Origin of the sequence: Vibrio sp. 10N.261.51.A3, from assembly GCF_041471965.1 — a bacterium.
Taxonomy (GTDB): domain Bacteria; phylum Pseudomonadota; class Gammaproteobacteria; order Enterobacterales; family Vibrionaceae; genus Vibrio; species Vibrio crassostreae_C.
In genome coordinates, this window is the sequence record NZ_JBFRPK010000098.1 from 49832 (window position 1) to 70939 (window position 21108).

The window sequence follows — 21108 nt, forward strand, 5'->3', positions numbered from 1 at the left end:
TTATTAATTAGGAATACTCATGTCGATCGCTCAACCTTACCTTCTTTTTCTTGGGGATGTTACTGACCCACTCGCTGCAAAAACAGCTCGCGGTATTCATCAATGGCGACCAGAAATCTGCCTAGGTCAACTGCGTTTAACGGGTGATACCGTTTCACTGGGCTTAACGGATATGACCCTGCAAGAGGCGCAAGCGCAGGGCGCGAAGACGCTAGTGATTGGTACCGCAAATCCGGGTGGTGTTATTCCTGATTTTTGGCAGTCAACCATTATGGCCGCTGCAGAAATGGGATATGAGATTGCATCAGGCATGCACCAACGATTGAGTGAATTTTCACCGCTTGCTGACATGCAGCAACAAGGATTGACTAAGCTTCATGATGTACGCCATTTTGACGGTGTTCTTAATGTTGGTAACGGTAAGCTTCGTCAAGGTAAGCGCCTGCTTACTGTCGGAACTGATTGCTCAGTAGGCAAAATGTTCTCGGCATTAGCGATTGAAAAGTCGCTTAAACAAGCGGGAACATCCGCTCAGTTTAAAGCGACAGGGCAGACAGGTATTTTGATTGAAGGCAGCGGTATTTCGATTGATGCGGTGGTTGCGGATTTTATTTCTGGCGCAGTTGAAGCGATTAGCCCTGATTTTACCGACCACGATTGGGACATCATTGAAGGGCAAGGCTCTTTGTTCAACCCTTCGTTTGCAGGCGTGAGTTTGGGTCTTTTACATGGCGCACAAGCTGATGCCTTAGTGCTGTGTCATGAAGTTGGGCGACCACATATTCGTAACCTTCCTCATGCTAAATTACCAAGCATAGAACAGACGATTGAAGCCAACTTGCAAGCGGCGCGACTGACTAATCCAGACGCGAAGCTGGTGGGTATCTGCTTGAACACGTCGGCGATTAGCATTGAAGAGGCTGAGACATTGTGCCAAGAATGGACCACACTCTATCAAGTGCCAGTGACGGACCCAGTGCGCTTTGGTGTACAACACATTACTGATCATTTGCGACATTCACTTTAACGACTTCATCATTTCGACGTTTCCATTTGTTAAAGTGAACATCAACCGAGTGAAATTATGAAGATTACAGCTGAACCCATTATTATCGCGATGCAAACGCCTTTTCGCATCTCTCGTGGCAGTCGAACTGAGTGTCACGTTGTTCGTGTTTACATTGAACATGGTGGCAAACGAGCTCAGGGCGAATGCACGCCTTACCCACGATACGGCGAGTCATCGGAGTCTGTGTTAGCGCAAATCCAACAAGCTGCTAGCTCTCTTGAAATGGCCTTTGAGCGCGGCATGACTGATCCTGAAGAATTACGAGATCATCTTCAGTCTTTATTGACCGGAGGGGCAGCGCGCAATGCGGTCGATTGTGCGCTTTGGGATTTTGAAGCTCAGCAGAACGACCAGACGTTTCCGAATAGCTTGTTTGAGTTGCCTGCTCAAATCGTGACTGCAATGACAGTCTCGATTGGCACGCCAGAAGGCATGGCGACTCAGGCTCGAGACTATGTCGCGAATGGTGCGAAACTTCTGAAAGTGAAGCTTGACGGCGAGCAGGTGGTAGAGCGTGTTCGCGCGGTACGAGAAGCTGCGGCAGATGTTCAAATTGTATTGGATGCGAATGAAGCGTGGACAGGATTGAATCTCGAAGAGTTGTTCAATCAACTGGTAGAATTTGATATTGCGATGATCGAGCAGCCGTTACCCCAACAGCACGATGCCTCATTGGCGCACATCAAGCACCCGATACCACTGTGTGCTGATGAAAGCTGTCATACCACTTCGCAACTTTCATCTTTGTTAGGCAAATATGAAATGGTCAACATCAAGCTCGATAAAACAGGTGGTTTGACCGAAGCATTGGTACTTGCTGAAGAAGCTCAAAGGCTAGGATTTACGCTGATGTCGGGTTGTATGCTCGGTACATCGCTGGCGATGCGTGCAGCTCTGCCTATCGCCGTTCAATCTGAAATCGTCGACCTCGATGGCCCAGTCTTACTTGGTCAAGATGTAGCACCATCACTGACTTATCGAGATGGGATGATTATTCTCTAAGTTCGTTGAGCCCGTTTAATCGATGGACATGACATGAATGAAATCGTATGAGTGAAAACTTGTGCGATTTTTGCTTCAAAGTCTGAGCGATTATCTAAATTACTTCACTTTTAAGCCTCAGCAGCGCATCCACAAATTCTGCAAACCCATAGCCACCAGGCTGCGACATGACCCTGCTTGGATGATGCTCTAGCTTATCCCAATAATGTTGAATGTTTGCCACGCCAACGGTAAGTGGAAGTGATTCGAACATCTGCTGATCATTCATTGAATCGCCGACATAGCAGGCTTGATTGTGGATTTGCTCAAGCGATAAGCCTTTATTAGCCAGGAAACGGTGCACGGCGTTTTTCTTTGAGTGTTCGCCGTACCAAGCGTTGATATGAATCGAACTTGCCGTCGCGTGTGCGCCTAAAGCGTGTATTCTTTCGAGTACCGCTTGAACAGTTTCAGGATCAACAGGCTTACGGTTTTGGCCGATATCAATCGCGACCTCACACAAGCGGTAAGATTGATCCAAAGTTAGCGATAGGTCGGGGTAACTCAACAAGATCGCTTCAACTTCTTGTTTTAGCTTAGCTTGGTTCTTACGCACTTGTTCTAGCGGTGTTTCAGATGAGAGTTGTAATGCATCATCTTGCTTCTCTAGTAAGAAGGCGCCGTTTTCTCCAAGCACGGCATCGACAGGCCAGAGCTGCGCAATATGGTCACACCAACCAGCACAGGCTCCCGTTACAGCGACCACTTTGATTCCATTGTCTCTCAGCTTTTGTAACACAATCAGGGTTTCTGGAGGGAGTGAACCTTGCCAAGTGAGCGTGTCATCGACGTCGGTTAATACCCATTCGATGTGCTTCCAGTTGTTGTCTAGTTGGTGTTCCATTAAAACTCACTTATTCCATGGATTGTTTTACACAGAGCGTATTAATTCAGCCCAATGTAGAATTAGAAGCTAACGTGTTTAGAAAATACAGTGTTTAGCAAAATCGCCCGCTTCATTAGCCGTCCAGTCACCTTTAGGCTTTTCTTTCATATCCGCACACCAAGCTTCACTGCCAACCTCGGTACAAGCCATTAATTGAGTAGCAAGGAAAAGTATCAACGCGATTTTCTTCATAATAAACATTCCGTTGTGGTCTAAATTTCTGCTTATAACTGTATCAAATACCACAAGTGATTGTTATAGCTGCTAAGAACTTAAGGGCGTTAATAATGATGTGGGGTTGAGCTGAATTCGAGGGATGGTAAAGAAGCGAAGGTTTGCTTGGCTTTAAGATCGAAAAAGCCAGCAATGAATGCTGGCTTTGAAATTCTTAATAAGTTTCTATTCGTTATTTCGCTTTAACTACTTATCGATTTATACCAATTTCATCTCTTGGATGATGTCCGAAGCAATCTCTGGCTTCGTGCTTGTTGGTTTCTCGTGTAGGTCGGCTTTCAATTGTCCCTTACGGTTACTTAGGCCAGCTTCAAGTTTCTTGAGTGCTGCAGCGATAGCTGGGTACATAACATCGTCTGTCGATTTTGCTGTTACTCGTACACCTTCGTAGTTGGTGAATACTTCAACCTGATGTTGACCGTGTTCTTTAGTAATGATGATGTCGCAACTGATCAGTGATGGGAAATGGTTAGATATCTTCTCGAATTTACCTTCGATGTCTTTGCGTGACTCGTCGTTAATTGATACATGATGTGTTTGAACATTTATTTTCATAAATCATACCTTTCCAATGACTGTGTCATTTAAACGTAGCAAACATCGCATAGATTAACCAACTGAGAATTAGCACATGTGTGATTGACTTCAGTGTTATCAAATATTCTCTTGTTACTCCCTTGAAAGTCCGATGAACTGATCGCATATTATGTTTCGTGTTTTAAAGACATGTTCAAAAAAACTCCATCCTTGATAATTTGCGCTAACCTACAGCGAATTCCCAGTGAATCTCTCTTTATCGGTTTTATAATTCCGAACTTGTCACTCCATTGATTTTCTTTCCAGCTCACTCACTTTTTCTTCTTTGATTAAAAACTCAGCTTAAGTTACTAATTTATAGACACTCAACTGCCCACTCCATATTGAAGTGAAACTCTCCTGCTGTGAGTTGAGACTCGGGTATGGTAATGCGTGCTCGAATATCGACTTCTTTATTGGATGCCAGTTGATCGACAGGAAATTCGACGCCCTGACGCCAATAATTAATGTCACCTTCATAGCGAACCGGCATTTCGACTTTGAATCGCACAAGTTCTGAAATGCGAGACTCATCAATTGAGCCTAGATCAATATGTTGCAGTTTGAGCAACAATCGAGAATCTTTGCGATTGGACTCAAGCTTAAGCGTTATCGCTCGGCCATCGTATTCTCGGCCACTGAATTTAAGCCGTTTAAGCGTATTAAAACCATCAAAGCCATTAAGATTGATGCAGAAATGCTGGAGCTGTTAGGCAGTGAAGATGGCAACACGGCGATGATCAAAGTGAGCTGGGATGAGAAGGGAATGAAGGTCTATAAGGATGGCTACTTAGCGGATTATGAGTACGGGATTGCCCCTCATGAGATGCAAGAAAACTACGAATTAGCACCTAAGTAACTCGATTCGATTGCAGAAAAGCGCCTTACTTATTAGTGGGCGCTTTTCTTTTGCTCACCAAAGCATGACGAAACTCACACTTTTCTGACAATTAATGACTCGTTGTGCTAGTATGCGCCGCTTGTCTTTGTAATTGATAAAAAACGCATTACCAAAACAGACTTTTCTGTTTACCTGCTTGTAATGACCTCATTCAGTTTGGCCTGACTTGGCTGAACATCTGCATTTTGCTCGGACGCAAAGAGAGTAGTTCTCACTACTTCACTATGTACATTTGAGAGCACCATCTATCAAAGGCCTTTTTGAAACAACCTAAATTAGCGCGAACTTAGTTCAGCGTGAAGGGTTTCGTTTTTCCAAAAATCCCTCCAGCGGCTAAGTGAACCTTAGTTGCTGACAAATAAGGAGTCTATATGACGACTACGGTATCTACATCCGTACCTACATCTCAAGCTGCTAACGCAGCGCCCACAGAGAAAGAAGTAAACCACCCGTTTCTCTCTTTGGTTATCATGGTGATCGTTGCTGCAATTGCAACTTACTTCATCCCTGCTGGTGAATTCGAGCGAGTGGTCATGAATGGCCGCACGGTTATCGACCCAGACAGCTACACACAATTGACCAGCAATCCAACAACATTAGCCTCTTTTTTCGAATCATTTTTTAAAGGCTTCAAATCCGCTTCTGGCGTGATGGGTGTTGTGGTATTTGTTGGTGGTGCTTTCGGTATTATCAAACACATGGGGCTGCTAGACGCATCGGTTGTTGCGCTCACCACTAAGCTCAAGAAACAAGGCTTGTACGTGATTGCGCCTGTGATCATGACGGCGATTTTCTTCAACGTAACCTTCACTGGTATGCGTGAGCTTGATGTCATTTTCATATCGCTTATGATCCCTATCTGTATCAAGCTTGGCTACGATGCGATCACGGCTCTCGGTGTTGTCCTACTCGCGAGTTGTGCGGGTTTTGCGGCCGCACTGGCAAACCCATTCTTCACGGGTATTGCACACACTATTGCTGAACTCCCTATGTATTCGGGCATGTGGTATCGCTTTATTGTTGGCATGTTCATGCTTTTGACGGGCGCTTGGTATGTGTTGAGTTACGCACGCAAAGTAAAGCAAGATCCAACCAAGGGTTTGTTGCACGGAACGGGTTATCACTACGAGTCAAATGTTGAAGCGAAAACACTGACCACGCGTGAAAAGTTCGCAGGTATCGCATTCTTAGGCGTGTTCGCATACATGATCTTCGGTACCCTTACGATGGGCTTTGGCTTTACTGAGATCGCAGGTGCATTTGTGGCAATGGCGATCATTCCAGGCTTAGTGGCGGGTTTGTCTCCCAACAAGATTTGTGAATACTGGACTAAAGGTGTCAGCGATGTATTGGTTGCTGTGTTGATTATCTTCTTCGCACGCTCAGTGTTGACCATTATGGAAGACGCGAAGATTGTCGACTCGATCATCTACTATCTTGCGCAGATCATTTCAGGAAGTTCTAAGCTTGTTGCTGCGGCGGGTATCTACTTCTCACAAGCTGCGATTAACCTGTTTATTCCGTCGGGCAGTGGCCAAGCGGTGATCACCATGCCAATCATTATTCCGTTGGCAGATATTGGTGAAGTGACTCGCCAAGTGGCAGCACTGGCTTCTCAATTGGGTGATGGTATTTCTAACTATATTTACCCAACCAATGGTGGCTTGTTGGCGGTATTGGCTATAGCAAAAGTACCTTACACCAAGTGGGTTCGTTTCTTCTTACCACTGTTCTTGTTCTGGTCGGTAGGCGCTTTGGTTTCTGTTGTGATTGCTCAAATGATTGAGTTAGGGCCTTTCTAAGGTTTCTGTTTAATCGAATACATGGACAGTTAAGGCTTAACTTAAGCCGTGTGAGTAAATAAGAAGGCAGCGAATTCGCTGCCTTTTTTCGTTTAAAGAAAAGCTATTCCAACGTTAAAGGTTACTCTTCAAATTGGTAAGAAGAGGGCACCACAATCACGCCTTGTTTTGATATGTGGAAGCGTTTCGCATCGGCAAGGCCATCAAGACCGATCTGGGTTCCGTCAGGCACCTTAACGTTCTTGTCGATGATGCAGTTTTGTATGTGGCAATTTTTTCCAATCTCAACATCTTCAAACAGAATACTATCAATCACAATCGCGGCATTGCTGACTTTCACTTTCGGGAAGAAGATTGAGTTTTGCGCCGAGCCGCCTTCAATTACAACGCCATTCGCTATCATCGAGTTGATGAATATTCCTTGATTACCTTCAACTGAAGCAATGGTTCGTGCGGGTGGCAGCTGCGGTTCGTAAGTACGAATTGCCCAATCAGGTTGATATAAATCGATAGGCGAAGCTGGCTTTAACAGATCCATATTGGATTGGTAATATGAGTCGATAGTACCCACATCTCTCCAGTACGCATCTTGGGTCACTCGGCCTTCTTCATCACCAAACTTGTGCGCGTAAACACGGTTGTTGCCGACCAATTTAGGAATGATGTCTTTACCAAAATCGTGGCTTGAGTTCGGGTCTTCGGCATCCGCCAGTAGCGCTTGTGTTAACACCTCTTTATCAAAAACGTAAATCCCCATTGAAGCCATGCTTCGGGTCGGTCTACCGGGTACACATGCTGGGTAGCGTGGCTTCTCGGTAAAATTATTGATCTCGAGAGATTCGTCTATCTCCATCACACCAAACTCTTTGGCTTCATCAATTGAAACTTCCATGCACGCCACGGTTAAGTCGGCCTCGTTCGTTTTGTGTTGCTTGAGCATTGGCGCGTAATCCATGCGATAGATATGGTCGCCTGATAACACCACTACATGCTTAGCTTCACTACGAGAAAGCAGATACAAGTTTTGATAAATCGCATCGGCTGTACCGCTATACCAGCTATCACCGGTTCGCATTTGTGGGGGAACATTGGTGATGTATTCGCCGAGCTCGGGGTTAAGCACCGACCAACCATCCCTTAAATGTTTTTGCAAAGAGTGAGACTTGTACTGAGTCAGCACCAAAATTTGGCGTAACCCTGAATGTAAGCAGTTCGCGAGCGTGAAATCGATGATTCGATATTTGCCACCAAAGGGCACCGCAGGTTTTGCACGGTTATCGGTGAGGGGAGAAAGCCGAGAGCCAACACCGCCGGCCAGAACGATTGTTAGAGTGTCTTGCATGGTCAGAACCTCAATGTATTTATGATTATGAACATAGACTTGCAAGCACTAAGCCAAATGTAACTCATTGAATATTAAACGAGGTGAGATTGATTCTTGTAGATCTGCACCAAATTGATGCGTACGAGATATTGGCTTGCTCTATTTTGATCCGAAGAGATCTGGGCAAAGTGAGGGGGTGAATTAACAAGATGACGCACGGGAAAGTTGCATTACAAAACTGTCAATAAAATGAAGCAATAAAGTGATCAGGTCGATATAAATTTATACAAATAATCATAACCTTTCACAAATTGATTTCCATCAATAAAGTAGGGTTATTATATGCTACCTTGCACGCAAAATAAGAAATGATTACTCATTCACCAATAAAAATTAAGCCCTCAAAAGGAAATTATAATGAAAAAAACAGTATGTGGTATTGCGGTTATTGCGGCTCTTATGTCAACCAATGTTCTTGCTCATAAAGAAGGTGATTTCATCATCCGTGCAGGTGCAGCAACGGTATCTCCAAACGACAGCAGCGGCGCAGTGCTTAACAATCCAGACCTAGAGTTTTCAGTAGATTCAGATACTCAACTAGGCCTTACTTTCGGCTACATGTTCACTGACAACATCAGTTTTGAAGTACTAGCGGCGAGCCCTTTCTCTCACAATATTTCTGTTAATGGCCTAGGTAAAGTTGCTGACACCAAGCACCTTCCACCAACGTTTATGGTTCAGTACTACTTCGGTCAAGCGAACAGTGACTTCCGTCCTTATGTAGGTGCGGGTATCAACTACACGGTATTTTTCGATGAAAGTTTGAATGGCACGGGTAAAAGTGCAGGCTTAAGTGACCTATCTCTTGACGATTCTTGGGGCTTGGCGGCTAACATCGGTATTGATTACATGATCAATGAAGATTGGTTCTTAAATGCGTCAGTTTGGTATGCAGATATTGGTACAACAGCTAAGTACAAACAAACAGTGGGTGGAACAACAACACAATACTCAACAGATGTTGATATCGACCCATGGGTATTCATGATCGGTGGTGGTTACAACTTCTAAGCCATTTAATCAGTTTATTAAAGGCGCTCAAGCACCAGCCAGCTTGGGCGCTTTTTTTTGCTTGCTTGTTAATGAAATGCTCACTCCAACTTATTGTTGTTATGGGTAAAGAAAACTGATTGTTGTCATTTATTGTTAATAAAAGAGAAAGATAAGTGTCATAACAGCCCTCTATGATCGCATTTCAAATCATGGAGGATATATGAATCGTAAATTTAATAAGCTGACATTATTACTGCCTATCGCGGTAAGTACTGCTCTAGTAGGCTGTTCTCAATCAACATCACCAACGACTGCTACGCCATCTCAAACGTCACTTGATGCTTTTAGCCTTCAATGCCAATCCATCGAGCAGCCAAGCGCTTCCAATGCTGAGGTTACTGGAATCAGCCTAGTTGGTCGTTCAATTGCCGATGCCCCGTTTGATACTTCTGCAGCCGAAATCGTCAGCTACGATTCATGTACCGACAAGCTTTATGTTGTGAACGCTCAAGCTCAGAAGGTTGATGTGTTATCAATGAACTCGGCTAGCGAACCAACATCTTCGGGTTCGATTAATCTTCAATCAGCGTCTGCAGCTGCTGGTATTGATATTGGTGCAGCGAACAGTGTGTCTACTCATCAAGGATTAGTTGCTGTCGCGATTGAAAATGCTGACAAGCAACAGAACGGCATCATTGCACTTTATCGTTCAGACACGTTAGAGCTGATCACTACTTATACGGCTGGTGCATTACCGGACATGGTGAGCTTCTCGAAAGATGGTCGCTATATTGCCTCTGCAAATGAAGGTGAGCCGAATGCGGATTACAGCATTGACCCTGAAGGTTCAGTGACACTGGTGGATTTAACTTATGGTCCTCTGCAAGCAAGAGTCACGCAGATCGATTTTAAGGCATTCAATCAAGGTCAGCCTCGCCATGCAGAGCTGACCGACAAGGTTCGAATCTCTGCGCCGAATGCAACCGTTGCTCAAGATCTAGAACCTGAATATCTAACGTTTGCTGATAACGGAAAACTCTACGTTGCCCTTCAAGAGAACAACGCTTTGGCCGCGATTGATGTGGCGAGTGCACAAGTGGATGCGATTCTGGGATTAGGCGGCAAGCCTTGGGATAAAGCTAAGCTAGATGCATCAAACAAAGACAAAAACATCGGTAATCTCCAAAGCTACGCAATGTTAGAAGGCCTTTACATGCCAGATAGCATCACTAGCTACAGTGTGGATGGCAACACCTATATCGTGACTGCGAACGAAGGAGATGGTCGTGAATATGGCATCAAGACCACGCAAAAAATGTGTGATGAGAAAGGTTTCGAGTGGGACGGTGACGATTATCAAGGCACCGAAAACTACACCACAGAAAAAGATTTCTGTATCGCTTATGTCGATGAAGTGCGTGGCAAGAAGTTAGACGTTGACGCTAACCACCTATTGGCTGGTGCATTGATAGACAATAATCAATTGGCTCGCCTTAAGGTGATTAAGCCACAAGGGACACTTGCTGCTGACCAAAAGGTTCAAGCATTCGGTAGCCGCTCGTTCTCTATCTGGGATGAGTCAGGCGAGTTAGTGTTTGATAGCGGTGATGATTTTGCTCGAATCGTACTTGAGCAAGATCCTGCAAACTTCAACAGCACCAATGATAACAACCAAAGCGGTGACGATCGCAGTGATGATAAAGGCGTAGAGCCTGAAGCTATCGAAGTGGCTGAGATCAACGGCAAGCACTATGCCTTTGTTGGACTTGAGCGCCAAGGTGGCATCATGGTTTACGACGTAACACAGCCTAAAAATGCAAGCTTCATCAGCTACTTGAACAACCGAGACTTTACACAACCAGTGTGCACTAAGGTTGATGAAGACGGTGATTGCGACAACGATACTTACAACTCGAAAGCGGGTGACTTAGGCCCTGAATCAATTAAGTATTTCACACGTTCAGGTAACCACTTTATTGCGGTTGGGAACGAAGTAAGTGGTAGCACATCAGTTTATCGCGTTGAGTTTTAATCACGGTTACTGCTTGTAGCTAGACTCAACAAAAACAAAAGCGCCACGACTTGTTAAGTCGTGGCGCTTTTTTAGTTTATTGATGGCTTGCTGAAACTAAAATAAACGATAGTAAGTTGTAGGGTTTAGTCGCCGAACAACAATCAGAGAAGAGCAAACGTTTTGATGAAAAAATTTCATATCTTCATTTTGGGAAGGTTTAACATAGTAACGTCTCTTCAGCCATGCTCGCTTACTGGTATCAAAAGTTCCTCTAGCGCTTATATAGAAAGCTTGCTTCTTCTGCTGCGTAATAAATATGTTTGTCAAACGACATCTATTCAATGACACACTTTTAAAGAAGTAGGTAAACGTCGATTTCAACTGTTTCCCCATCAGTTAAATGGGGGAGATTAAGTTAATTCATCATAGGTAAGTTCACGATTGCAAAGACTACCGTGATATACGACAGACGTGTTGATAAAAATAGGCACCCTATAGATTTAGCGCTTACGGTTGTTGAATTAACAGTAATATATTCGGGCAACAAATGTACTCCGAAGTTACCTCACCATTTTGTAAATGACCTTTCTAATTTATAAAATAATCATTTATCGGGCTAAGTGTTGCTGTCTCATATCTCAGTTTAATAACTAGATGATAAGTATTTGTTGCTCAAATGTTAATAAAAATTAATGTGGTCTGACCAAGTGGTGGTTAAATTTACACCTTTTTTGGGGAGCTTAAATTTATCGAAGTGCTGTAGCGTTGTTGAATTTAAGGTCTGAAACCGTTTAATAACTAAGGAAAGTTAAACTATGACAACTTACTGTACGCCGTTAGAACAGTTGAAAGCTAATGTTAAAAAGCACCCTGACAAAGTGTGGCTTCATCAACCTGTTGATCGTAAGTGGCATACTTATACATGGTGTGAGGCAGATATCGCGGCACGGAAAGTCGCAAAAGGTTTAGTTGACAATGGACTAGTCGAGGGTGACAAAGTCTCCATCATCGCTAAAAATTCGGCAGAGTGGTACATATGTGACTTAGCAATAATGATGGCTGGTCTGATTAGTGTCCCGATTTACCCAACAGCAAGTTCAGACAACATAAAGTACGTGTTGGAACATAGTGGCGCTAAAGCGATGTTTATTGGCAAACTTGATGATTCCAAAGAGCTCAGCAAAGCTTTACCTGATTCATTAATTACCATAGCAATGCCTAGTGCTAAAGTTGATTGCAAGCTTGATTGGCGTGCTTGGTTGCCGATGTTAACGCCACTTGAAAATATTAACATCCCCAGCCTTAACGATACGTTTTCGATCATCTACACCTCTGGTAGCACTGGTTTGGCAAAGGGAGTTGAACTTAGTTATTTAAACGTTGCGTCGTCAGCAACATCTGGCAGTGAGATATTTTTTCAACCGGGGGAAACTCGCGTTATGTCTTATCTGCCATTAGCTCATATCACTGAGCGTTGTGTGGTTGAACTTCCATCGATTTATAATCCAGCTGAAGTGTTTTTTACTGAATCAATTGATACCTTCATTGAAGATGTTAAATATGCTCGCCCAACTGCTTTCCTCTCAGTACCAAGACTATGGACTAAGTTCCAGTCTAAAATCTTGGCGAAGATGCCAAATAATCGTTTACAGCTACTACTAAAAATCCCGTTTATTGGCCAAATTGTTGCGCGTAAAATACGTGAAAATCTAGGACTTCAAGACACGGTTTTATTTGGGTCTGGTAGTGCACCTATTTCCCCAGAAGTGCTTCTGTGGTTCCATAAGATCGGTATTAGTATCGGTGAAGGTTGGGGGATGACAGAAACGTCAGGCCTATCGTGTAGCAATGTCCCTTTTGATTTCGAGCACCTTGGAACAATTGGAACGCCTCAACCGTGTGTCGAAATGAAATTATCTGAAGAAGGTGAAGTTCTGATCAAAGGGGATGCTGTCTTCTCGGGATATTACGCAAATGAAGAAGCCACCAAAGCCGCTTTTGAAGAGGGTTGGTTTAAGACGGGTGATAAAGCCGAGCTTAATGCTAATGGCTCGTGGCGAATTATTGGACGAGTAAAAGAACAGTTTAAGACGAGTAAAGGAAAATACGTTTCACCTGTACCCATTGAAAGCAGCTTAGGTAGGAATCCAGATATTGAACAAGTGTGTGTTATGGGAATTGGTAGAAAACAACCGATTGCATTAATTGTTTTAGGCGAAGGCACACCTAGTACCGCTGCGCATGTACGAAAAGAACTTAAAGCTACTTTAAGGAAAGTAAACAGAGAATTAGAAGCTCATGAGCGGCTAGATCACCTGATTTTAGTTGAGCTGCCCTGGAGTATTGAGAATGGCTTGCTAACGCCTACATTAAAGCTCAAAAGGGATAAAATTGAAGAGCGTTATGAACACTTACTTAACTTGAATTTACCTTATGAGGTCATCATTGAAAGTAAATTAACAGAGAAAGATAAGTCTTCTAACACTGCTTACTCTAAACGAGTGTCTGCAAGCGCATAAATAATCTAAATTAGACGGAACTAACAATGTCACAGCTATTAAGAAGGACAGACAATTTATCTAAGTTGTCTGTGAATAAGCACAACTATGCATTTAGTTTTTTTAATTGGCCCCAACATATTGAAGAGGACTCATGGTGGCAATCTCCTGATATTTTAAGTGTTAGCCTTACTGAAAAATTCGAAACTTTTTCTGAAGAACAACTTAAAAAATTATCTAAATGGGAGTGCGTTAATACTTTTAGCCTCAATTATACCGGAGAGTTGGAGTTGATACATGAGGTAAGCCGGATACTGAATAAAGTTACACTAAAAGATGCTAGAGAATATCTTTTTCATTTGATTGATGAAGAAAACCAGCATATGTGGTATTTCCATAAGTTTTGTAAAGATTATACCAATACTGTTTATCCTAATAGAAAGTTTCAATTGGAAAATCCAGTATTAACTCCTTCTGAAGAGCAGTTTTTAATATTCGCGAGAATATTGATTTTTGAAGAGATTGGCCACCACTATAATATTGTTAATGCTAAAGATGAGCGTGTTCACCCTTTTGTAAGAGAAATAAATGAAGAGCACTACAAAGACGAATCAAGACATATAGCATACGGTCGTCAACTTCTTGAATACTTGGCTCCTGCGGCGCTTGAAAGTGAGGGAAGCCCTCAAATGTTAGCGAAGCAGCTACAAACATCGATAGATATTAATATTGGAGCACTCTATAACACATCTGCATATCGTGATGCTGGGATATTAGAACCACTGGCACTGAGAACTGAACTAATGAATAATCCAATGCGCATCGAATTCCATCGAGAAAAATTATTGAAACATGTCACTCGATTGCTCATCAGGTGCGGTATACCTTTGGAGGAAGCTTATCAATGAGTAATAAAATGGAAAAAGGATTCTTGGAGTTGTGTGAATGGTTACAAAAACGAACAAAATTAAATTCACCAATTGAACACGATATTGATTTAATTAAAAACAAGATCGTAGATTCTCTTGTTTTTGTTGAGTTCTTAATGGTTCTTGAACAGTCAACAGGCTTGATTATTGAAGTCGATGAAACTCTTCATGATAAAGTAAAAACCCTAGCTTCGGTAAAAAAACACTTCTTTGAGGATGAAAATCAATATGTCTAATAAAAGCCAACAGATCAATTTGCTCGAACTTATTAAACAACCTCTTTATGATAGTCAAGAATCTATTTTTATAACTGGAGCGACGGGCTTTCTAGGAGGTAACTACCTTTACTGGAAGTTACATACTCCAGGAAAAATATTTGTTCTATCCAGAGGCGATTCTGAGCAAGAGGCACTTTCGCGTATTAAAAATAACTTGAAATCCTGTGCTCAAAGTTATGATCTGCCGGATATCCCAGAAGACGAGTTAGAGCGGAAGCTCGTGTGTGTTCGAGGAGACCTCAAGTCACAAGGATTAGGACTCAGTCAAAAGCAGATAATACAGTTACAACAAGCAAATATAACCGAAATATGGCATTTTGCAGCAAGTTTATCTTATCGTTGGGAAGACCAAAATAAAATTGATGCGACAAACTTAATAGGTACTCAAAACTTACTGGATGTTTCAGAAAAGTTGAAAGTTAAGCGATTTATTTATATCTCAACAGCATATACCGCAGGTAAAACTAGCGGGTCAATAAAGGAGCAACTGCATAGCGAGGATACAGAATTTACTAACTATTACGAACAGAGTAAGTGCTATGCGGAAAAGTTAGTTTCACAATATACTGCATCTATGGGGATTGCTTCCACGATAGTTAGACCTTCCATTGTTTTGGGGCCAGTATTGACTCAGCGCAGTGGAGGAACTCGATTTGGTTTGTATGGGTTTTTTAATGAGATGTATCAGATCAAATCAACGTTATCTCAGTTAAACCATAAAATTCGACTCGTAGGCGATCCCGAAGCTGTTGGCAATTTTATTCCTGTCGATCAGGTAGTAGCAGACTTACTATATCTACGGTCGATTAACTTTGGTTCACAACCTATTTATCATTCTGTAAACCCCTCAAACTTAAGGGTCTTTGACGTAATTCAACAATGTGAACAACACATAGGGACTGACTGTATTAACATTGTTGATTCTAGAGATAGTGAAACGACAACACTTGAATCAATGTTTGATGGAAGAACAGAGTTCTATGAAGGGTATTATGGCACGTTGAAATCTTTTGAACGTTCATTGCCTCATCATAAGCCAATGTCACTAAATGTTATGGATAACTATATTCGTATGTTTCAAGAAGAACTTGTTCTTGAAGGTAGCGATGATTCGTTTGAACGTCATCAAGTAAAGACTTGGGATGGTAACTTACTAACTGTATACACAATGGGGTCACCTAAAAAAGAGACGATCATTATTGCTAACGCATATGGGATGCCAGTTGATTTTATGCAACCTCTCGCCTCTCGCTTGTCGCGAGATTATCACGTTATCACTTGGGATACCCGTTGGGTGCCTGGAATTACTCAAGGTTTTGAATTAGAAAAGTGTCACTCATTAACGCATGCAAGGGATGCGATAAGCCTACTCGATTCCTTCGACGTTAAACAAGCTTCAATGATAGGTTGGAGCAGTGGTGTCCAAGTTACACTGCGAGCCTTGAGTGCATTTCCTTCTCGTTTTTCTTCAGCAGTACTCTTAAATGGAGGAATTTCATTGCAGAAAAGGAAGTTACCAGTAAGTGAATTCGAACAAAGTTTGAAGAGTCTTCTCCCCAAAATTAGCTCGTCTAGAAGAAATGCAGAACTATATTGTCAGTTGATATATGGAAACATCCAAGGAGATGCTGACGATAAAAGAGCAATCAATTCGGTAATAAGTAGCACTGACCCGAGATTAATGGCAATGACAAGCCTACCTTATCAAAACAGTGAAACGTTGTACCGATATGCCAATATGATGAACAACTTATTTAATGAACGAGACGATGCATATACAAGTGATGCTCATCAACCAATGTTAGTTGTTGGTTGTCAGAACGATGAAATTACACATCCTGAATCTGCTGTTGAGCTGTCGAGGTCTTTGAGTAATGGTCGATTGTTAATGTTAGAAGATAGTGGTCATTTTGCTCATTACTATGACAGCTCGCTTGCGGAGTCGATCATCCAATTTATCGCGCAATTTAAAAAGGAGCAAGAAGGTGTTCCAGCTTAGTCTTCGACTTAAGCAAGCTTTTCAAGCACACCGAGAACGACCTGCATTATGGGTAAAAAATGTAACATATACCTATGAGCAGCTTGAAGATCGCGCCAGTCAGTTGGCGCGATCTTTACTCCAGCTAGAGCAACCCAATGCTCTACTATTGGTTGGAAAATCGTTCGACGGTTATGCTTCTATACTTGCTTGCACGTTATCTAAAATAACTTACATTCCTCTCAACAATACATTTCCTGTTGAAAAAATTGCCTCGATTATTCGTACGAGCGGATGCAGTACTTTATTAGTCGATGAAGAAAGCATTGACTTACTAGAGTCTCTATTACCTTTGTGTGATAGGAAGCTGAAAATTATTCGTTCATATGATTTAGCGATAGATATCCATGAGGATAAGATTTTCAAAATAGGTTCTAGGCGTAGTGATCTTACTTCAGGTTGCAATGAACAAAAGTTTGATAATTTGCAGAGTTCTTATGTTTATCTAATGTTCACTTCAGGTAGTACAGGATTACCAAAAGGCGTACCAGTTAATGAGCAGAACTTACTTAGTTATTTAGATGGCATTACTTCACTGTACAACTTCGATCATCTAGATAGACATAGTCAGTTTTTCGATTTTACGTTTGATCTATCGGTTCATGACATTTTTGTATGTTTGACCACTGGTGGGTGCCTATATGCAGCCACTGAGTTTGATAAATTGCTTCCGACTAAGTTTGTTAACACCCACAAGTTAACAGTCTGGTTTTCCACGCCATCAATGGTGACATTTGCGAAGCAGGCAATGGGAGAACGTTTTCAGTTTGAAAAGATGCCAACATTGAAACACAGCCTTTTTTGCGGTGAGGCTTTAACGGACAGTGTTGTTGAAGACTGGAGTTGTTTGGCTGAAAACTCAACATTGGACAATCTGTATGGGCCAACAGAAGCAACAATTGCGTTTACTTTGTTTAGGGTTAATAGAGACGATGAAGCAGCGCATCCAATAGTCCCAATTGGAAAGCCTTTTGGCCAAAACAGCTGCGTTATTTTGAATGATGAGCTGCTCCCTGCCGAGTTTGGTGAAGTGGGGCAACTTTATTTGACTGGCCCTCAGGTTGTAGACGGGTACTGGACAGATAGTGATAAAACAAACCAAGTTTTTATAGAATGGTCACCATGGAATGATAGCGTTGTTCAACGGCTTTATAAGACCGGAGATCTGGCGAGCTATGACTCTAGTGGCGTAATGTACTTCCATGGACGTGTCGATCATCAAGTCAAGCTCAGAGGCTATCGCATAGAGATACAAGAAATTGAATCATTGATTCGTCGTTTTACTGCTTCAGATAGGATCGTAGTCGTTCCGTACCCTTATGGAGAAAAGGTGTGTACTGGTTTAACTTTGTGTCATAACGAGCTTGGCTTTAGTGCAGAGGATCTAGTTGAGCTTTGTCGTTCGTCGCTACCTACATATATGGTGCCCGATACCATCGTTTTTTTAGATAAGATTCCTACAAACAGTAGTGGAAAGTTAGATCGTAGAGCCATTATGGAGCTGTTGAAAGCCAATGAATAAAGTTTTTAACGCTACTCAATCATGTATTTTTTGTCAGATTAATCGTGATCAATCTGCTCATTTCCTCATTGCGAAGTCTAACAGTTTGAGAGCTGTACTTGACATACATCCGATAACGGAAGGTCACTTACTTATTCTCAGTAGAAGTCACGTTTCTCATCTTGAAGAGCTAAATGATGATGAATACAAGGAGTTGTTCTTGTTCGCTAAGAAGTTGGGGCTGAGAGTTATCGAGGCATTTGATGATGTCAATGATTATACATTGGTGGTAAACAATGGAACATATTCAGGACAGCATATTCCTCATGCTCATATTCACTTAATTCCACGACGGAAATGGGACAACATTAATTTTTACTGGCGATTACTTACAAGGTTTATTAACCCGACCGTTTCAAAAAGGCGCTTGCTAAAAGTGTCTCAAAAACTGAAAAGTCATTTTTGAAGTCGACGACTGTTTGTATCAAGCGAAACGCAATGGTAGAGACAGGGTAGAGAGCAGTTCTGACAGAGATACAAAAACGTGTTTTCAGCGAACAAGCAGCAAATAAAGAAGGGACCTGCAATCTATTTCTAGTTACAGGTCCCTTCTTTATTTAATGTCAATTATGACGTGATGTTTGTTATTGCGTAAAGCCTATGGCTGTTGCTTAGTTGGTGCTAGAGCAATCTCACGGATACATACGTTTTGCGGTTGTTGGTAAGCGAATGATACTGCGCGAGCAATATCGTCAGCTGCCAATACGCCGCCCATGTCTTCTTTCCAAGAATCGTAACCGTCTTTGATCTCTTGAGATGTTGTGTGAGACAGAAGCTCAGTCTCTACAGCACCTGGTGCGATAGTCGTAACACGAACATTTGAAGCTGCTACTTCTTCACGAACGTTCTCAGAGATAGCGTGAACCGCGAACTTAGTACCACAGTAAGCAGCGTGGCTTGGGAATGTTTTCTTACCCGCGATAGAGCTGATGTTGATGATAGTACCTGTGTTGCGCTCCATCATCGGAGCAAGTACAGATTGCATGCCGTTTAGAAGACCAATCACGTTCACATCGAACATTGTCTTCCACTCTTGTGCGTCTTGAGTATCGATTTGACCAAGAAGCATTGCGCCAGCGTTGTTGATAAGCGCATCTACAGGACCAAACTTCTCTTCACCTTGTGCGATTGCTGCATCAAAAGAAGATTTGTCTGTTACGTCTACTTTCACAGATAGAGAGTTTGGTAGGTTCAGCGCTTCAAGGCGGTCAATACGACGAGCTAAAAGTAGCAGAGGGTGGCCTTCATCGCTTAGACGACGAGCGATTGCTTCACCAATACCAGAGCTTGCACCTGTAATTACGATTAGTTTTTTCATTTTATTTCCTCTGTACTTTTATTGCGTCGGTTGGCTACGACGTATTGTTTAAGTGCCTTCGAATCAAGTGCTTGTTGCCTTGCTTCGTTGCGATGGAGGTATATTAAGGAAAATAGCATTGTTGATATATAGCGCTTTACTTGAAACACTGTTGCTGTGGTGCAACAATAAAAGCGTCTATCTCATAACTTCATTAGTAAGCTGGCGACTATGCTCAATCAAATTAATCTGTCTGATATTCGCTCCTTCGTGCTGATCGCTCGTTTAGGTAATTTCACCAAAGCGGCGGAGGAGTTAGATGTGTCTCGTTCCCACGTATCACGCCAAGTGAGTAGTCTAGAAAAGCAGATGGGAGTGACCCTGTTTATCCGCACCACTCGAACTTTAAGGCTGACGCACGCAGGGCAAGATCTATACGCGAGATGTGAACAAGCCTTAGATAATATAGACCAAGCTCTGATTGCTGCGGTGGACGATGTCGAAGAGGTGCGCGGCGATATAAAAGTAAACTGTGTCGGCGGTTATTTGGGTGAGGTGATCATTGCGGATCTAGTGAATGAGTTTATGCAGCTCTACCCAGACATCAGCATCAGTCTTGATTTCAGTAGTAACCGAGTCGACTTGATTGAAGACGCGTTTGATATTGCTTTTCGCATGGGAAGCTTAGAAGACGCGGGCTTTATCGCAAGAAAGCTATTAGACATCGAGATGGGAACACTCGCGAGCCCTGAGTATTTTGCTCGCAAAGGAAAGCCAAACCATCCTAAAGATCTGATCCACCATGATTGCTTAACGGGATCGGTGCGTAAGTGGAGCTTTCAAGCTTTGGATGACACCAAGAAAACAGTCGATGTTCATGTGACGGGCAGACTACAATGTAAAAATGGGCGAGTGTTGGTACAGGGCGCCAAGTCGGGCAACGGGATTATTCGTGTTCCAACCATCTATTGCTTACAAGAACTCAATGACGGGCAACTGGAGCAGGTGTTTAATGAGTGGGTGGTACCGAAAGTGGATTTTTCAGCGATCTACCATCGAGACCGCTATCAACCGAGCCGAATTCGAACCTTTATTGATTTTGTGAAAGGCCGTTTTGAGCAAATGCCAGTCAGCTAAATGGCGCGTGCTGCCTACCTTCCTTCCTCCCTCCTTCTTTTGGCAATAGTTGGACTGGCTTGGGCTTACATCTCGTCGATTTCGTTTTGTAGGTTTTCCAGCTGGTCTAGAATCAACAAGAACTTCTCGCCGAACGGCGTCACTTGGTATTCAACTCTTGGTGGCAGTTCGTTGAACATCTGCTTATCTAAAATCCCAAACTCCACATTTCGCTTCAAGCATTCATTCAATACCTTGGTCGATAACCCTTCGACCGAGCGCACCATTTCACCAGGGCGATTAATGCCATTTGCCAGTAATTGGTAAACCGTTAGCGACCATTTACAGCCGTAGATGGTTTCTACCATGCGAGCTGAGCGCTCTGGTGCCGATTTTCTTGAAAAAAAGTTTTCCTGATTTTTCATAAAGATGTACCAATAAGTACCTACCTAACCGATTTGTACTTACTATTCATAGTGTTAGTTCAAGGC

Annotated in this window: 19 protein-coding genes and 1 pseudogene; 13 read left to right on the forward strand and 7 right to left on the reverse strand. The window is 42.6% G+C overall.

The window, feature by feature from the left end; translation table 11 throughout:
• The first annotated feature begins 19 nt into the window (after nucleotides 1-19).
• Together dgcN and dgcA are read left to right on the forward strand one after the other, a co-directional pair.
• Nucleotides 20-1027 carry an N-acetyltransferase DgcN gene (gene dgcN / locus AB4371_RS20420; RefSeq protein WP_102393447.1) on the forward strand — a complete coding sequence of 336 codons (1008 nt, stop codon included), beginning with the start codon at nucleotides 20-22 and terminating at the stop codon, nucleotides 1025-1027.
• Nucleotides 1028-1084: 57 nt separating this feature from the next.
• Nucleotides 1085-2071, forward strand: a complete 987-nt coding sequence (dgcA, locus tag AB4371_RS20425; RefSeq protein WP_102393448.1) for an N-acetyl-D-Glu racemase DgcA — start codon at nucleotides 1085-1087, stop codon at nucleotides 2069-2071.
• Between the two features lie 94 nt (nucleotides 2072-2165).
• On the opposite strand, the gene AB4371_RS20430 is transcribed toward dgcA, so the two are convergent.
• The 4 genes from AB4371_RS20430 to AB4371_RS20445 all read right to left on the reverse strand — a co-directional run bounded on the left by AB4371_RS20430 (nucleotide 2166) and on the right by AB4371_RS20445 (nucleotide 4380).
• Nucleotides 2166-2954 carry an HAD-IIB family hydrolase gene (locus AB4371_RS20430; RefSeq protein WP_102393449.1) on the reverse strand — a complete coding sequence of 263 codons (789 nt, stop codon included), beginning with the start codon at nucleotides 2952-2954 and terminating at the stop codon, nucleotides 2166-2168.
• A 78-nt stretch (nucleotides 2955-3032) separates the two neighbouring features.
• Complete coding sequence (locus tag AB4371_RS20435) at nucleotides 3033-3188, reverse strand: DUF3012 domain-containing protein (protein ID WP_017061679.1); 156 nt, start codon at nucleotides 3186-3188, stop codon at nucleotides 3033-3035.
• Between the two features lie 240 nt (nucleotides 3189-3428).
• Entirely contained in the window at nucleotides 3429-3785 is a 357-nt protein-coding gene (gene hpf, locus AB4371_RS20440) for a ribosome hibernation-promoting factor, HPF/YfiA family (protein WP_017061680.1), read from the reverse strand.
• A 337-nt stretch (nucleotides 3786-4122) separates the two neighbouring features.
• Nucleotides 4123-4380 carry a hypothetical protein gene (locus tag AB4371_RS20445; RefSeq protein WP_240800840.1) on the reverse strand — a complete coding sequence of 86 codons (258 nt, stop codon included), beginning with the start codon at nucleotides 4378-4380 and terminating at the stop codon, nucleotides 4123-4125.
• 57 nt (nucleotides 4381-4437) lie between these two features.
• On the opposite strand from AB4371_RS20445, the pseudogene AB4371_RS20450 reads away from it, so the two are divergent.
• Nucleotides 4438-4665, forward strand: a pseudogene (locus AB4371_RS20450) (hypothetical protein); the annotation flags it as partial.
• A gap of 413 nt (nucleotides 4666-5078) precedes the next feature.
• Nucleotides 5079-6509: a YfcC family protein gene (locus AB4371_RS20455; RefSeq protein WP_372150590.1), complete on the forward strand. Its 1431-nt coding sequence runs from the start codon at nucleotides 5079-5081 to the stop codon at nucleotides 6507-6509.
• Nucleotides 6510-6630: 121 nt separating this feature from the next.
• Here AB4371_RS20455 and glgC read toward each other — a convergent pair whose 3' ends face one another.
• Complete coding sequence (gene glgC, locus AB4371_RS20460) at nucleotides 6631-7851, reverse strand: glucose-1-phosphate adenylyltransferase (protein ID WP_372150591.1); 1221 nt, start codon at nucleotides 7849-7851, stop codon at nucleotides 6631-6633.
• Between the two features lie 399 nt (nucleotides 7852-8250).
• Between glgC and ompW the strand changes: the two genes are divergently transcribed.
• The 8 genes from ompW to AB4371_RS20500 all read left to right on the forward strand — a co-directional run bounded on the left by ompW (nucleotide 8251) and on the right by AB4371_RS20500 (nucleotide 18610).
• The gene (gene ompW, locus AB4371_RS20465) at nucleotides 8251-8904 is read left to right on the forward strand and encodes an outer membrane protein OmpW (RefSeq protein ID WP_102455469.1); all 654 of its coding nucleotides are present in this window, start codon (nucleotides 8251-8253) and stop codon (nucleotides 8902-8904) included.
• Between the two features lie 202 nt (nucleotides 8905-9106).
• Nucleotides 9107-10918 (forward strand): choice-of-anchor I family protein, encoded by a 1812-nt coding sequence (locus AB4371_RS20470; RefSeq protein ID WP_372150592.1) that lies wholly within the window; start codon nucleotides 9107-9109, stop codon nucleotides 10916-10918.
• A gap of 797 nt (nucleotides 10919-11715) precedes the next feature.
• Nucleotides 11716-13419, forward strand: a complete 1704-nt coding sequence (locus AB4371_RS20475) for an AMP-binding protein (protein ID WP_017094503.1) — start codon at nucleotides 11716-11718, stop codon at nucleotides 13417-13419.
• Between the two features lie 26 nt (nucleotides 13420-13445).
• Nucleotides 13446-14306: a diiron oxygenase gene (locus AB4371_RS20480; RefSeq protein ID WP_102449301.1), complete on the forward strand. Its 861-nt coding sequence runs from the start codon at nucleotides 13446-13448 to the stop codon at nucleotides 14304-14306.
• Complete coding sequence (locus tag AB4371_RS20485; protein WP_032555445.1) at nucleotides 14303-14563, forward strand: hypothetical protein; 261 nt, start codon at nucleotides 14303-14305, stop codon at nucleotides 14561-14563. Before AB4371_RS20480 ends, AB4371_RS20485 begins: the two co-directional genes overlap by 4 nt.
• A complete protein-coding gene (locus tag AB4371_RS20490) occupies nucleotides 14556-16604 on the forward strand; it encodes an alpha/beta fold hydrolase (protein ID WP_102449300.1) in 2049 nt (682 codons plus the stop codon). The genes AB4371_RS20485 and AB4371_RS20490 overlap by 8 nt, the downstream gene beginning before the upstream one ends.
• The gene (locus AB4371_RS20495) at nucleotides 16591-18165 is read left to right on the forward strand and encodes an AMP-binding protein (protein WP_017094499.1); all 1575 of its coding nucleotides are present in this window, start codon (nucleotides 16591-16593) and stop codon (nucleotides 18163-18165) included. The genes AB4371_RS20490 and AB4371_RS20495 overlap by 14 nt, the downstream gene beginning before the upstream one ends.
• Nucleotides 18158-18610 carry an HIT family protein gene (locus AB4371_RS20500; protein WP_017094498.1) on the forward strand — a complete coding sequence of 151 codons (453 nt, stop codon included), beginning with the start codon at nucleotides 18158-18160 and terminating at the stop codon, nucleotides 18608-18610. Before AB4371_RS20495 ends, AB4371_RS20500 begins: the two co-directional genes overlap by 8 nt.
• 192 nt (nucleotides 18611-18802) lie before the next feature.
• On the opposite strand, the gene AB4371_RS20505 is transcribed toward AB4371_RS20500, so the two are convergent.
• On the reverse strand, nucleotides 18803-19522 hold the full coding sequence (locus AB4371_RS20505; RefSeq protein ID WP_017083148.1) for an SDR family oxidoreductase: 720 nt from the start codon (nucleotides 19520-19522) through the stop codon (nucleotides 18803-18805).
• 210 nt (nucleotides 19523-19732) lie between these two features.
• On the opposite strand from AB4371_RS20505, the gene AB4371_RS20510 reads away from it, so the two are divergent.
• Nucleotides 19733-20638 carry a LysR family transcriptional regulator gene (locus AB4371_RS20510; RefSeq protein ID WP_280543512.1) on the forward strand — a complete coding sequence of 302 codons (906 nt, stop codon included), beginning with the start codon at nucleotides 19733-19735 and terminating at the stop codon, nucleotides 20636-20638.
• 65 nt (nucleotides 20639-20703) lie between these two features.
• Here the strand turns inward: AB4371_RS20510 and AB4371_RS20515 are convergent, their stop codons facing one another.
• Nucleotides 20704-21042 (reverse strand): helix-turn-helix domain-containing protein, encoded by a 339-nt coding sequence (locus AB4371_RS20515; RefSeq protein ID WP_004733017.1) that lies wholly within the window; start codon nucleotides 21040-21042, stop codon nucleotides 20704-20706.
• Between the last annotated feature and the right edge of the window lie 66 nt (nucleotides 21043-21108).

What these genes read in the sequence shown, in the direction of transcription:
- dgcN (WP_102393447.1), top strand. Translation starts at nt 20, where the DNA reads ATGTCGATCGCTCAACCTTACCTTCTTTTTCTTGGGGATGTTACTGAC.
- dgcA (WP_102393448.1), top strand. Translation starts at nt 1,085, where the DNA reads ATGAAGATTACAGCTGAACCCATTATTATCGCGATGCAAACGCCTTTT.
- AB4371_RS20430 (WP_102393449.1), bottom strand. Translation starts at nt 2,954, where the DNA reads ATGGAACACCAACTAGACAACAACTGGAAGCACATCGAATGGGTATTA.
- AB4371_RS20435 (WP_017061679.1), bottom strand. Translation starts at nt 3,188, where the DNA reads ATGAAGAAAATCGCGTTGATACTTTTCCTTGCTACTCAATTAATGGCT.
- hpf (WP_017061680.1), bottom strand. Translation starts at nt 3,785, where the DNA reads ATGAAAATAAATGTTCAAACACATCATGTATCAATTAACGACGAGTCA.
- AB4371_RS20455 (WP_372150590.1), top strand. Translation starts at nt 5,079, where the DNA reads ATGACGACTACGGTATCTACATCCGTACCTACATCTCAAGCTGCTAAC.
- glgC (WP_372150591.1), bottom strand. Translation starts at nt 7,851, where the DNA reads ATGCAAGACACTCTAACAATCGTTCTGGCCGGCGGTGTTGGCTCTCGG.
- ompW (WP_102455469.1), top strand. Translation starts at nt 8,251, where the DNA reads ATGAAAAAAACAGTATGTGGTATTGCGGTTATTGCGGCTCTTATGTCA.
- AB4371_RS20470 (WP_372150592.1), top strand. Translation starts at nt 9,107, where the DNA reads ATGAATCGTAAATTTAATAAGCTGACATTATTACTGCCTATCGCGGTA.
- AB4371_RS20475 (WP_017094503.1), top strand. Translation starts at nt 11,716, where the DNA reads ATGACAACTTACTGTACGCCGTTAGAACAGTTGAAAGCTAATGTTAAA.
- AB4371_RS20480 (WP_102449301.1), top strand. Translation starts at nt 13,446, where the DNA reads ATGTCACAGCTATTAAGAAGGACAGACAATTTATCTAAGTTGTCTGTG.
- AB4371_RS20485 (WP_032555445.1), top strand. Translation starts at nt 14,303, where the DNA reads ATGAGTAATAAAATGGAAAAAGGATTCTTGGAGTTGTGTGAATGGTTA.
- AB4371_RS20490 (WP_102449300.1), top strand. Translation starts at nt 14,556, where the DNA reads ATGTCTAATAAAAGCCAACAGATCAATTTGCTCGAACTTATTAAACAA.
- AB4371_RS20500 (WP_017094498.1), top strand. Translation starts at nt 18,158, where the DNA reads ATGAATAAAGTTTTTAACGCTACTCAATCATGTATTTTTTGTCAGATT.
- AB4371_RS20505 (WP_017083148.1), bottom strand. Translation starts at nt 19,522, where the DNA reads ATGAAAAAACTAATCGTAATTACAGGTGCAAGCTCTGGTATTGGTGAA.
- AB4371_RS20510 (WP_280543512.1), top strand. Translation starts at nt 19,733, where the DNA reads ATGCTCAATCAAATTAATCTGTCTGATATTCGCTCCTTCGTGCTGATC.
- AB4371_RS20515 (WP_004733017.1), bottom strand. Translation starts at nt 21,042, where the DNA reads ATGAAAAATCAGGAAAACTTTTTTTCAAGAAAATCGGCACCAGAGCGC.